This is a genomic window from Streptomyces smyrnaeus (assembly GCF_017676345.1).
GTDB lineage: Bacteria > Actinomycetota > Actinomycetes > Streptomycetales > Streptomycetaceae > Streptomyces > Streptomyces smyrnaeus.
Genome location: NZ_JAFFZM010000011.1, coordinates 139,027 through 152,535, shown reverse-complemented (window position 1 = coordinate 152,535; position 13,509 = coordinate 139,027). Strand labels below are relative to the sequence as shown.

Annotated in this window: 7 protein-coding genes; 5 read left to right on the top strand and 2 right to left on the bottom strand. The window is 72.0% G+C overall.

Annotated elements, in window-relative coordinates; all coding sequences use genetic code 11:
- Window positions 1-28: 28 nt before the first annotated feature.
- Both JW613_RS19375 and JW613_RS19370 read right to left on the bottom strand, forming a co-directional pair.
- Window positions 29-1,258 (bottom strand): beta-ketoacyl-[acyl-carrier-protein] synthase family protein, encoded by a 1,230-nt coding sequence (locus JW613_RS19375; RefSeq protein ID WP_209212078.1) that lies wholly within the window; start codon window positions 1,256-1,258, stop codon window positions 29-31.
- Entirely contained in the window at window positions 1,255-1,500 is a 246-nt protein-coding gene (locus tag JW613_RS19370) for an acyl carrier protein (RefSeq protein WP_099878140.1), read from the bottom strand. The genes JW613_RS19375 and JW613_RS19370 overlap by 4 nt, the downstream gene beginning before the upstream one ends.
- A 353-nt stretch (window positions 1,501-1,853) precedes the next feature.
- On the opposite strand from JW613_RS19370, the gene JW613_RS19365 reads away from it, so the two are divergent.
- The 5 genes from JW613_RS19365 (at window position 1,854) to JW613_RS19345 (ending at window position 13,509) form a co-directional block, all read left to right on the top strand.
- Window positions 1,854-2,855, top strand: coding sequence for a beta-ketoacyl-ACP synthase III (locus JW613_RS19365; protein WP_209212077.1), 1,002 nt, complete (start codon window positions 1,854-1,856; stop codon window positions 2,853-2,855).
- Between the two features lie 63 nt (window positions 2,856-2,918).
- Window positions 2,919-3,182: an acyl carrier protein gene (locus JW613_RS19360; RefSeq protein ID WP_099878134.1), complete on the top strand. Its 264-nt coding sequence runs from the start codon at window positions 2,919-2,921 to the stop codon at window positions 3,180-3,182.
- Entirely contained in the window at window positions 3,179-5,077 is a 1,899-nt protein-coding gene (locus JW613_RS19355; RefSeq protein ID WP_209212076.1) for an aminotransferase class I/II-fold pyridoxal phosphate-dependent enzyme, read from the top strand. Before JW613_RS19360 ends, JW613_RS19355 begins: the two co-directional genes overlap by 4 nt.
- A 20-nt stretch (window positions 5,078-5,097) precedes the next feature.
- Entirely contained in the window at window positions 5,098-6,693 is a 1,596-nt protein-coding gene (locus tag JW613_RS19350; RefSeq protein WP_209212075.1) for a D-alanine--poly(phosphoribitol) ligase, read from the top strand.
- A gap of 18 nt (window positions 6,694-6,711) precedes the next feature.
- The gene (locus JW613_RS19345) at window positions 6,712-13,509 is read left to right on the top strand and encodes a type I polyketide synthase (RefSeq protein WP_209212074.1); all 6,798 of its coding nucleotides are present in this window, start codon (window positions 6,712-6,714) and stop codon (window positions 13,507-13,509) included.

Below are 13,509 nucleotides of genomic sequence, written 5' to 3'. Positions count from 1 at the left end.
CGCCACCTTTTTCTCGTCAGGTGTGGCATCAGCTGCCGGGCGTGAAGATCAGGACCGCGTTCTGGCCGCCGAACCCGAACGAATTGCTCATGGCGACCTCGATCTTCTCCTCGCGTGGTTCGCCGGTCACGATGTCCAGTTCGAGGGCGGGGTCCTGCCGTTCGAGGTTGGCCGTGGGCGGGATGGTGGACCGCTCGACGGCGAGCACCGTCAAGGCGGCCTCGATCGCTCCGGCCGCGCCCAGGGTGTGCCCGAGCACGCCCTTGGTCGAGGTGACCGCAGCGCCGTCACCGGTCAGCCGGCGCAGCATCCGGGCCTCGACGGCGTCATTGAGCGGCGTCGAGGTGCCGTGCGCGTTGACGTGCCGGATGTCTCCCGCACCGACGCCCGCCTGGGCCAGGGCGGTGTTCACGGCCCGTAGGACGCTGGCACCCTCCGGCTCGGGCGCGGTGATGTGGTGCGCGTCGGCCGAAGCGCCGTAACCGGCCAGCCGCGCCCGGACCCGGGCGCCGCGGGCTGCCGCGTCCTCCTCGCGCTCCAGGACGAGGATGCCGCTGCCCTCGCCGATCACGAATCCGTCGCGGTCCTGGTCGAAGGGGCGCGAGGCGGCCGTCGGCTCCCCCACCCGCTTGGAGAGCGCGCCCATCTGGTGGAAGCCGGTGACCATCAGCGGCGTCACGTTGGCTTCCGTACCGCCTGCGAGCACGACATCGCACGAGCCGTCGCGCAGCAGGCTCGCCGCGGTGCCGATGGCCGTACCCCCGGAGGCGCAGGCCGTCGCGGTGACGAAGTTCGGGCCGGTGGCCCGCAGCTCGATCGCCAGGTGCCCCGCGACCATGTTGGGCACCAGCATCGGCAGCAGGAGGGCCGAGACGGAGTCCGGGCCCTTCTCCAGCAGGCGGCGATGCTGGGTCTCCATGGTCTGGATGCCGCCGAGTCCACAGCCGACCACGACGCCGACGCGGGCTCCGTCCCAGGTTTCCGGGTCGAGGCCGCAGTCGGCGACGGCCTCCCGCGCGGCCACGATGGCGAGCTGGATGAAGCGGTCGTGCATCAGCGGGCTGCGCCTGCCGACGTGCCGTGCCGGGTCCAGTCCGGGTACCGCGCACGAGATGTCGACGGGAAGTCCGTCCAGCCGGGGGTCCCTGGCCGCCGCCGACCGGCCGCTGCAGACCCCCTCCCAGGTCTTCTCCGCCCCGATGCCGGCCGCCGTGATCAGGCCCAGCCCGGTGACGGCGATGGACGAGGGGGCTGTCACTGGGCCGTGGCCTTGGTCCGGTCCTCCAGCAGCGCCGCCACATGCCCGATGGTGTCGGTCAGCGTGGCGGCGTCGTCGTCGAGTTTCACATCGAATTCGGACTGGATCACCAGCAGGAACTCGACGAGGAAGAGGGAGTCCATCTTGAGTTCTTCGAAGGTGGCGTCCGGGGTGATCTTCCCCCGGTCCACGGCGAAGTGATCGACGAGTATGTCAACCAGTTTCTCGTACATACCGCTCATGACTGTGATCTTCCCTTCTCCGGAACAGACCGACCGACTCGTCCCGTCGACGCGTCCCGTATTCGCGGTACCGCACCGGTACCCCACCGCGTGAAAGCGCTGCAAGGCGTTGCGGCCACTATGCGGGCGCCGGCTGACCGTGCGCTGACCGATGCCTGACGGCCGCGGGGGTCAGCAATCGGTCAGCGTGCGGTCAGCCGGGCCCCATACGTTGCGAGCGACCGGAGCCCATGGGCTGTCATCCACGGGGAGGAGCACGCGGTGGTTTTCTGCCGTCGTCGTCTTACGTCTCGGCCACGTCAAGCGCCTCGCCGGGAGGTCCACATCGAAAGCCGTCCAGCGGACAGCGCCCGATGACCCGCGCGGCCGTACTGGCCGGCCTCGGGGGCTGCCTGCCGCCCAGGCTGGTCACCAACGAGGAGCTCGCCGCGCGGCTGGACAGCTCGGACGAATGGGTGCGGTCCCGGACCGGGATCAGACAGCGGTACATGGCCGAGGCGGGCGTGCTCACTTCGGATCTGGCCGTCGGGGCCGGCTCCAGGGCGCTGAAATCCTCCGGCGATCCGCATGTCGACGCCCTCGTCGTGGCCACCACCACCCCGGACCGCCCGTGCCCGGCGACGGCTCCGACCGTGGCCAGCAAGCTGGGGCTGGGCCACGCCGCGGCGTGGGACGTCTCGGCCGTGTGCACCGGCTTCCTCTACGCGCTCGCCTCCGGCGCCGGCCTCATCGCGGCCGGCGGCGCCGAACGCGTACTGGTGATCGGCGCCGAGACGTTCTCCCGGATCCTCAACCCCGCCGACCGCTCCACCTCGGTGATCTTCGGTGACGGAGCCGGCGCCGTGGTGCTGCGCGCGGGGGACCCGGACGAGGCCGGCGCGCTGGGCCCGTTCGACCTCGGCAGCGACGGCGAAGGGGTGGAGCTGATCACCGTACCGGCCGGCGGCCCCCCTCCCGACGGCACGGATCAGGGCCCGGCGCCCGACGACTACTACTTCACCATGCAGGGCAAGAAGGTCTTCTGGCTCGCGGTCCAGCGGATGGGCCAGAGCGCGCAGACGGTGCTGGACCGCACCGGCTGGCGGGTCGAGGACGTGGACCACCTCGTCGCCCACCAGGCGAATCACCGGATCACCCGGCGGCTGGCCGACGAGATCGGGCTTCCGCGCGAGCGGGCCGTCAGCAACATCGCCGAGGTCGGCAACACCGCCGCGGCCTCCATTCCGCTGGCACTCGCCCACGCCCATGCCGCGGGTGCGCTGACGCCCGGCGACCGTGTGCTGCTGACCGCCTTCGGCGGCGGCCTGACGTGGGGCGCGACGACGCTCACCTGGCCCGCCGTCGAACGGAGCTGACCGCACGGACCGTGAGCGGCGCTGCCGGACAGGCACGCCACGGCGACCGAACCGAGGACGGCAATGACACCTCAGAAACTCATCAGCGACTACATCGTCGATGTCTGGATGGACGGCGACGCCGAGAGTCTGGAACCGGACACCCCGCTCACCGAACTCAACATCATCGACTCGATGGGAATCTTCGATCTCGTCGGATTCCTGCAGCGCGAATTCTCCATGACCGTGCCCATGCAGGAGGTGACGCTGAAGAACTTCCGTTCCGTACGCACAATCTCCGCACTGGTCGTCCGGTTGCGCCAGGACGAGGGAGGAAATGCCGCATGACGGAGACCGGTGAAAAACACCCCGACCTCGCGCTCCTGCACAAACAAGTGGTGGAAATCGTCGCGGAGCGCACTCTGTACGACGAGTCCCATCTGCTGCCCGACAGCCACTTCGAGGCGGACCTGGGCATCGATTCGGTCATTCTGGAGTCGATCCTCGCCTCGCTCCAGGAGCGCTTCGGTATCGGCAGGCTGAACGGCCAGGTGGCCACCCTGCGGGAACTCGTCGACGCCGTCGCCGCCGAACTGGGCCGCGAGGACGGGGCGGCCTGGGCGGACGGGCCGGACACCGTCCTGTCGGCCCTCGTCTCCGCCGCGCTGCGCCAGACGCAGTACCGGCGCGACCAACTCGGGCTCGACTCCCATCTGGAACGGGACCTGGGCATCGACTCCGTGATCCTGACCTCCGTCGTGGCGGAGGTCGCGCAGACGTTCGGAGCGCCGGAGACGGCGCCCGGCACCGGCGAGGCCACCACCTTGCGGGAACTGGCGGACCTGCTGAGCGCGGCGTGGTCGCACAGCGAGCCCGCCACCGCCGCGTCCGCACCTGAGCCGGAAACGGCGCGCCAGAAGGACCGACCGGGCCCGCAGACGGGCGAGGAGCGCCAGGCACCACCGTCCAGCACCGAGGACGGCTGGGACAGCCGCTCGATGAAGGACTTCGTGGAGCAGCGCGACCCCGACCTGTTCGCCAAGGCCCGCAGCTTCGGCGCCTACCGGCGCGGGCGGGAGGAGGACCGGCTCTACTGGTACGGCATGCCGCTGCACTCCCGCTGCGAGAACCGTGCGGTCATCTTCGACGAACTGGCGGGGCGCAAGCGCGAGTTCCTGATGTTCGCCTCGAACAACTACCTCGGCCTCGCCAACCACCCCAAGGTGATCGAGGCCGTGTGCGACGCGACCCGCAGCTACGGCGCCACCCACACCGGATCCCGCTTCATCGGCGGGACCAACATGCTCCACAAGGAGCTGGAGCGCCGCCTGGCCGCCTTCAAACAGCGGCCCGCCTGCATCGTCTACCCGGGCGGCTACGCCGCCAACCTCGGCTCGATCTCGGCCCTGGTCAAAAGCTACGACACGCTCGTGGTCGACAAGCTCAACCATATGAGCATCGTGGACGGGGCCAAGCTCTCCGGCGGCAGCCGCAGGATCTACCAGCACAACGACATGGCGGATCTCGAACGCGTGCTGCGGCGCGGAGCCGACTCGCCCGGGGGCACCCTCATCGTCGCCGACGGTGTGTTCAGCATGCACGGCGACATCTGCGACCTGCCCGGCATCGTCCGGCTGGCCAAGGCGTACGGCGCCCGCGTGATGATCGACGACGCGCATGCGACCGGCGTGCTGGGCGCCCGCGGTTCCGGCACGACCGAGCACTTCAACCTCAAGGGCGAGGTCGATCTCGAACTCGGCACCATGAGCAAGGCACTGGCCGGCATGGGCGGGTTCGTCGTCGGTGACGAGGAGGTCGTCGAGTACCTGCGCTACTACTCCAACTCCTACGTCTTCGCCGCCAACATCCCCGCCGGGGTCGCCGCCGGTCTCATCGCCGCCATCGACGTCATGGAGGCGGAGCCCGAACGGGTCAAGCGCCTGTGGACGAACATCGGCGCCCTCCGCGCACGCCTGCTGGAGGCCGGCTTCGATCTGGAGAACTCCGAGAGCGCCATCCTGCCCATCCGCATCGGCGACGAGCGGCAGGCGATGGAGATGGGCCGCGCCGTGCGGGCCCGCGGGCTGTACTGCCAGACCGTCGTCTTCCCCGGTGTGCCGCTCGGGGACGCCCGGCTGCGGGTGAGCGTGACCTGCGAGCACACCCCGGAAGACCTCGAACTCGCCGCCGAGATCTTCCTCGACGCGGCACGTGAGACCGGCGTGCGGCGGGCCGGCCGGTGAGCGCACAGGAGGCAAGGACGATGCACGCACACCCCGCCGTGATCCGGCTGCCCCGCGACCTCCCCCCGGACCACGCCGAACGCCCGGCGTTCGTGGGGGCGGAGACGGTGACGTACGGCGAGTTCACCGCCCGCGTCGACGCGCTCTCCGTCCGGCTGCTCGACCTCGCCGTCCGGCCGGGCGACCGCATCGCCATCTGGATGGACAAGCAGCCCCGTTACGCGGAGGCGATCTTCGCCGCGCTGGAGGTCGGCTGCGCCTATGTGCCGCTCGACGGCGGTCAGCCGAAGCAGCGGGTGCTGACCATCCTGGCCGACGCCGAACCGACCGTCCTGTTCACCGACCCGCGTCATCTGGCCGCGCTGGACGACGGCCCACTGCCCCCTTCCCTCACGATGATCGTCGTCGACGGCGACGACCCGCCCGCCACGGCCTGCGGGCTGCCCGTCCGCTCCTGGACGGACTTCGCGGGGGTCGCGCCCGGCCGGATCACGCTGCTGCCCTCGCTGCGAGCGACCGACCTGGCGGCCATCCTCTACACCTCCGGCTCCACGGGCTCCCCCAAGGGCGTGCGGATCTCGCACCGCAACCTCGCCAACTTCGTCGGCTGGGCCCGCCAGGAGCTGGAGGTGGGACCCGACGACGTGTTCGCCAACCACGCCTCGTTCAACTTCGATCTGAGCACCTTCGACCTGTTCACCGCGCTGACCTCCGGGGCCGCCCTGTGGGTCGTCGGAGATGCGGCGGCACGGGACGTCTCGGCGTTGGCGGCGGGAATCCGCGAGCACGGCGTCACCGTGTGGTACTCCGTGCCTTCGATCCTGAGCCTGCTTACCGCCTCCGGAGCGCTCACCCGGGAGGGCGCCCGCTCGCTGCGCTATGTGCTGTTCGCGGGCGAGGTCTTCCCCGTACCCCGGCTGCGGGACCTGGTCGAGCTGCTGCCCGAGGACACCGCGCTCTACAACCTCTACGGGCCGACGGAGACCAACGTGTGCACCTTCCACCGGGTGCGCCCGCAGGACCTGCGGCGCGAGACGCCGGTCCCCATCGGCGGGCCGATCACCGGCGCCCGGCTGAACGTCGTCGACGACAACGGAGCCCCGGTGACGGAGCCGGATGTGATCGGCCATCTGATCGTCGAGGGCGACTGTGTGACCCCCGGCTACTGGCGCCGCACTGCGGACCCCGCCACGGCGCACCACTGCGCGGGCAAGCACCCCACCGGTGACCTCGTCAGCTACGAGAGCGACGGCCGGCTCGTCTACCGGGGCCGCGAGGACCGCATGGTCAAGCTCTCCGGCTACCGGATCGAGCTCGGCGAGATCGAGGCGGCCGTGCAGCAGCACCCGGACATCGCCGACGCGGCGGTGCTCCTCACCGGGGAGGGGCAGCAGGCGCGACTGGCTCTCTACTACACGCTGCACCCAGGAGCCCCCAGGCCGAGCCTGGTGCGGATCAAGCAGCACTGCGCACGGCGCCTGCCGACCTACATGCTGCCGCACACCGCGACCTGTCTCGACCAGCTGCCGCGCAACGCCAACGGCAAGGCCGACTACCGCCGACTGGCGCACGGCCCGGCCCAGTCCACCGCGGCGCCCACCGGCGCGGCTCGATAGTGACGGAGACGAACGACTGTGACTCCAGGCCCGATCGAGACGCATTGGCAAGGAGCGGAACCGGCGACCGTCGCCGGGCTGCTGCGGCGGCGCTTCGAGCTGGCGCCGCACGCGGTCGCCTACCGCTTCCTCTCCGACACCACCGGCACCAGCACCTCGTGGGACCACGCCGAACTGGACCGGCGCGCCCGCGCGGTCGCCGTCCACCTCCAGCGCGCGCAACTGAGCGGACGGCCGGTGCTGCTGCTCCACCCTCCGGGGCTCGACTACATCGCCGCGTTCTTCGGGTGCCTGTACGCCGGAGCCGTCGCCGTCCCCGCCTACCCGCCGCAGAACGCCAAGTTCGGGCAGACGATGCAGCGCCTGGCCGCCATCGCCCGTGACTCGGGTGCCACCCACGCCCTCACCACCCGCAGCATCCGGAAGGCCGCGCACGGCGAGCGCGCCGAGCTGGCGAGCCTCGGGCTCGACCGGCTGTGCTGGCTGACCGAGGACGAACTGGGCGGGGCCGAGGCAGCGGAGTGGGAGGACCCCGGCACGACGGGCGACTCGCTCGCCTTCCTCCAGTACACCTCCGGATCGACCTCGGCGCCGAAGGGCGTCATGGTCAGCAACGGCAATCTCGTGAGCAACCTGCGCTCCTCCCATCTGCGACTCGAACTCGACGCCGGGTCGGGGATGGTCTCCTGGCTGCCGCCCTACCACGACATGGGCCTCATCGGAGGGCTGCTCACCCCGCTCTACGGGGGATTCACCTCCCACCTCATGGCGCCGATGACCTTTGTGCAGCGGCCGCTGCTGTGGCTGGAGACCCTCTCCAGCACCCGCGCCTCGACGAGCGTCGCCCCCAACTTCGGCTTCGAGCAGTGCCTTCGGCGCGTCACCCCCCAGGAGCGCGACGCCCTGGACCTGAGCCACTGGCGGCTGGCGCTCAACGGTGCCGAGCCGGTGCGCGCCGACACCCTGGAGCGCTTCGCCGACTACTTCGCGCCGGCCGGCTTCGAGCGCCGGGCCCTGCTGCCCTGCTACGGACTTGCCGAGGCCACCCTCATGGCCACCGGGATCGGCCCCCACGAGCAACCGACCGTGCACACCGTCGACGCCGAGGCGCTGGCGGCCGGAGCGGTCCGCGACGCGGGCCCCGGGACCGCCCGCGTCACCCGCGTCGTCGGCTGCGGTCCCGCGGTCCCCGACACCCAGGTGGCGGTCGTCGACCCGGCGACCCGGCAGCGCACCGGCGAGGAGCACATCGGAGAAGTCTGGCTGTCGGGGCCGAACGTGGCCCTCGGCTACTGGAACCGCCCCGATCTGACGGCCGAGACGTTCGACGTCCATCTCGACGGCGAACCCGGCACCGGCTGGCTGCGCACCGGCGATCTGGGATACCGGCGGGACGGTCAGCTCTTCCTCGTCGGGCGCACCAAGGACGTCGTCATCGTCCAGGGCCGCAACTTCTACCCGCACGACATCGAACTGACCGCCGAGAAGGCCACCGAGGCCGTACGCCCGGACAACGGGGCCGCCTTCGGCGTGCCCACACCCGAGGGGGAACAGCTCGCGCTCGTCTACGAGATCGGCCGGGGCACGGACGAACCCGCGGCGGTGCTGGCGCGGTTGCGTACCGCGCTCGCCGAGGAGCACCAGGTCTCCCCGCACACCCTCGCGCTGGTGCGGCACTCCTCCGTGTCCAAGACCACCAGCGGCAAGATCCAGCGTCAGGGCACCCGGCGCGACTTCCTCGACCTGAACATGACGGTGGTGGCCGCCAGCGTCGCCCGCGAGGTGGAGACCACGGCACCCGGCGGGCCGATCCCCGCCGCACCCCGTTCCGCTCCGTCCGCCGAGGAACGCCGCGCCCAGGTGACCGCCGTCGTCACCGAGGCGCTGACGCAGGCGTGCGGCCCCGCCCTGGCGGAGGAGCCCGGACAGTGCGGCTTCGCCGCACTCGGCCTCGACTACCCCCGGCTGCTGGAGCTGGTGGCCGCCGTCGAGCAACGGCTCGGCGTCCGGATAGCGATCGGTGACCTGCTGGTCCGCCCGGACGCCGACACGCTCGTCGAGCTGCTGGACGGCGAACTGGCCGCCGCCGGACACGACAGCGCGGCGCCGGGAGCGGCCACCGGGCCGTCCACCGCGAGCCCCACCGCGAGCCCCACCGCGAGCCCCACCGCGAGTCCCGCCGGGGCGGAGCCGAGCAGCGCCGAGCTGGAAGCCTGGCTGACCGAGCGGGTCGCCCGCCGGCTCGGACTGCCCGCCGCGGTCGTCGACCCCACCCGGACCTTCGCCTCCCTCGGGCTGGACTCGAAGCAGGCCGTGGCCGTCGTGGGCGAGCTCGGCGACCGGCTCGGGCGCAGGCTGCCCACCGGGGCCGTCTTCGACCACCCGACCATCCGCCAGGTCGCCACCCGCTTCGGCGCGCGGGGCCGAGCGGCGACCGCGGCCGGCGCCACGGCCGACGCCGCCGCCCGCACCGCGGGCCCGACCGCCGCGCCCCCCGCCGCCGACGAGCCGATCGCGATCATCGGGATAGGCTGCCGCTTCCCCGGCGCCCCGGACGTCGAAAGCTACTGGCGGCTCCTCCTCGACGGCCGGGACGCGGTGGGCGAGGTGCCCCGCGAGCGGTGGGACCCGTACCAGGCGCGGACCCCGGAGCAGGGCGGCTTCCTGGACCGGGTGGACGAGTTCGACGCCCGCTTCTTCGGGATCTCCGCCCGCGAGGCGCTCCGGATGGACCCGCAGCAGCGGCTGCTGCTGGAGACCGCCTGGCAGACCTTCGAGGACGCGGGGATCGCGCCCGCCGGGCTGGCCGGCAGCGACACCGCCGTCGTCGTGGGGATGAGCAGCCAGGACTACGGGCAGCTCCAGCTCGCGCACCCGGGCAGCGCGGACGTCTACGCGGCGACCGGCAACGCACCGTCCGTCGCGGCCAACCGGCTCTCCTACTTCTTCGACCTGCACGGGCCCAGCCTCGTGGTGGACACGGCCTGTTCCTCGTCGCTCGCCGGGATCCACCTGGCCTGCACGAGTCTGCGCGGCGGCGAGAGCCGTCTCGCACTGGCCGGGGGAGTCAACCTGCTGCTCACCCCCGGCCTGTCGGCGGCGCTGGCCGACGGGGAGATGCTCTCTCCAGGCGGCCGCTGCCGCACGTTCGACGATGCTGCCGACGGCTATGTGCGCGGCGAGGGCGTCGGTCTGGTCTGCCTCAAGCCGCTCTCGGCCGCGCTGGCCGACGGCGACCGGGTCTACGCCACGATCACCGGCTCGGCACTCGCGCACGGCGGGCGCGGCAACGGCCTGACCGCGCCGCGCGGTTCGGCCCAGCGCTCCGTCATCACCAGAGCGCTCGCCCAGGCCGGGGTCGAGCCCGGGCAGATCGACTATGTCGAGGCGCACGGCACCGGAACCGCGCTGGGGGACCCCGTCGAGTGGGAGGCCCTCGCGCAGGTGTACGGCCAGGAGCGTCCCGCCGAGGAGCCCTGCCTCATCGGATCGGTCAAGACCAACATCGGGCACCTGGAGGCGGCTGCGGGAGTCGCCGGGCTCATCAAGGCGGCACTGGTGGTCGGCCACCGGGAGGTGCCGCCCCTGCTCCACCTGGAGAAGCCGAACCGGCACCTGGACTGGGACGGCTCCGGTCTGCACGTGCCGACCGGACGCCGCGCGCTGGCAGCCGGCACCACGGCACGGGCCGGTGTCAGCTCCTTCGGCTTCGGCGGCACCAACGTCCATCTGATCGTCGAGGCACCGCCCGCAGCCGTACCGGAGGAACAGCCGGTGACCACTCCTCGTCCGGCACACACCCTGTGCCTGTCCGCCCACACCCCCACCGCCCTCACCGCACTCGCCCATCGCTACCGCACCCATCTCGCCGCCCACCAGGACGTGTCGCCGGCCGCGCTGTGCCACGCGGCGAACACCGGCCGCACCCAACTGCCCCACCGCGCCGCGCTCACCTTCACCACGACCGAGGAACTCGACGCCGCCCTCGCCGCGCTGGCACGGGAGGAACGGTCGATGGCCGTCACCCGGGGCAGCACCGTGGAGGGACCCGCGCCCACGACGGCCTTCCTCTTCAGCGGCCAGGGGACGCAGTACGCCGGCATGGGCAGGGAGTTGTACGCGGCGCACAGCGCGTTCGCCGACACCCTGGACCGGGCCGAGGAGGTGGCGCGCCCGCTGCTGGGTACCTCGCTGCTCGATCTCCTCTTCGACGAGGACGGGGACGAGCGGCTGCGCAGCACGCGGTACTGCCAGCCCGCGATGGTGGCGTTCTCGGCCGCCCTCGCCGAACTGTGGACGGCGCTCGGTGTACGCCCGGCCGCGGTCCTCGGACACAGCGTCGGCGCCATCCCGGCGGCCTGTGCGGCCGGGGTGCTGTCCCTGGAGGACGCGCTCCTGCTCGCCGCCGAGCGGGGCAGGCACATGGACGAGCAGCCCGGTGAGGGACGGATGATCGCCTGCGTCGGCGAGGCCGACACCGTGAGGGAGATATCCGCCGACTTCCCGTCGGTGGCGGTCGCCGCCGTCAACACCGACCGGCATCTGGTCCTCTCCGGGCCGGCGGCGGACATCCACGAGGTGCGGGAAGCACTGGAGGCACGGCGGATCGAGGTGCGCCCGCTCGCCGTCTCGCACGCCTTCCACTCCGGGCTGATGGACGCGGCAGCGGCCCCGCTGCGCAAGAGCCTGGACGACATCGACTTCGGGCAGCCGGGCATCCCCTGGATCTCCGACACCACCGGGGAACGCGTCGAGAGGGTGGACGCCGACTACTGGGTGCGGCACATGCTCGGTACCGTCCGGTTCGCCGACGGGTTCGCGACCCTGCGACGGCTGGGGTGTGACGCGTTCGTCGAGATCGGACCGCACCCCACGCTCCTGTCCGCCGGCCGGGCCATGACGCAGGAGAGGGAGGGGCCGCACGGACGGCCCCTGTGGCTGCCGTCCGTACGCAGGGGCGCCGGTGAATGGGCCACGCTCCTCAGCTCGCTCGGCCGGCTGCACTGCGCAGGCGGTGACGTCGACTGGCATGCGCTCGACCGGGACGCGCCGCCGAGGCGGGTGCCGGTCCCGCACACCGTCTTCGAGCGCGAGTCCTACTGGTTCACACCGCCCGCGGCGCCGTCGGCATCCGGTGCGGGGAACCCCTCAACCGGCTCCCACGGCACCGTGGACGGCCTGCCGGGCGGGGGCGCGCCGCCGCTCCCGTCCGCCGCGCCCCTCCCGGCGACCTCGGACTCTCCCCACCCGCTGACGACCCGGCCCGGCACCGACGCGCCGGCTGCTGTCGGCGAGATCGTGCTGGAGAGTGTCGCCCGGGTCTGCGGTTTCCCCGCCGAGCAGATTCCCGCGTACGCCAGGCTCGGCACGGACCTGGGGCTGGACTCGCTGATGCGTACCGATCTGCAGCGCCGGATCTCGGCCTGCTTCCCGCTGGAGGCGGAGCGGCTGCGGCACGATCTGCCGGACGACCCCACCGTGCGGGATGTGACCGACCTGCTCACCGGGGCCGGGGCGGGCCGGCAGGCGGGCGCGCAGCTGCCGGTGGCCCACCAGGCCGCCGTGGCGCCGCCGCCGTCGGCGACGCCGCAGTCGCCGCCCGGGCTGCCGACCGCCGCACCGGCGCCCGTAGTGAAGCCGGAGTACACCATCGAGGAGTGGCCGGAGTACGCGGAACTGCAGGACCGCCTGCGGCAGACCGTCGCACACGGTGACAACCCCTACGGCCGTACCCACGAGGGGTTCAACTCCGGCGTCGTCACCGTCAACGGCCGCAAGGCCGTCAACTTCGCCGCGTTCAACTACCTAGCCCTCTCCCACCACCCGCGGGTACGGGAGGCGGCCAAGGAGGCCATCGACACCTACGGCACCTCCAGCTCGGCGACGCCGCTGCTGTTCGGTGAGACGCCCCTGCACCACGAGCTCGATGCCGAGGTGGCCTCCTTCCTGGGCACCGAGGCCGCCATCGTCTTCGCCGGGGGCCATGCCACCAACGTCGCCACCGTCGGGCACCTGTTCGGCCCGGAGGACCTCATCGTCCACGACGAGTGGAGCCACGACAGCACGGTGCGGGGCTGCATCCTCTCCGGCGCGCAGCGCAGGCCCTTCCCGCACAACGACTGGCAGGCACTCGACCGGATCCTCGCCGCGGGCCGCTCCCGCTACCGCAGGGCGCTGGTCGTCATCGAGGGCGCCTACAGCCAGGACGGCGACATTCCGGAGCTGCCACGCTTCATCGAGGTCAAGCAGCGGCACGGCGCGATGCTGATGATCGACGAGGCGCACTCCCTCGGTGTGCTCGGTCGCACGGGCCGCGGCATCGGCGAGCACTTCCCCGTCGCACGCGCCGATGTGGACCTGTGGATGGGCACCCTGAGCAAGGCGATCGGCAGTCTCGGCGGCTTCATCGCCGCCCGGCACCCGATCATCGAGTACCTCAAGTTCACCGCCCCCCTGCACATCTTCAGCACGGGCATCTCACCGGCCAACACGGCGGCGGCCCTGGAGGCGTTCCGGGTCATCCGGGACGAGCCGGAGCGCGTGGGACGACTGCAGCAGCTCGCCGAGTTCTTCCGGACCCGGGCCAGGGAGCGCGGCCTCGACATCGGGGTCTCGCGTGCGTCGGCCGTCATCCCGGTCATCGTCGGCGACTGGAACAAGACCATGGCGCTGTCCAACTCGCTGCTGGAGCAGGGCGTCAACGTCATGCCCATCGGCTATCCCGCCGTGGCGCGCGACGCGTGCCGACTGCGCTTCTTCATCAACGCCGACCACAGCGAAGCCGACCTCGAACAGTCCCTCGACCTTCTGGTGTGA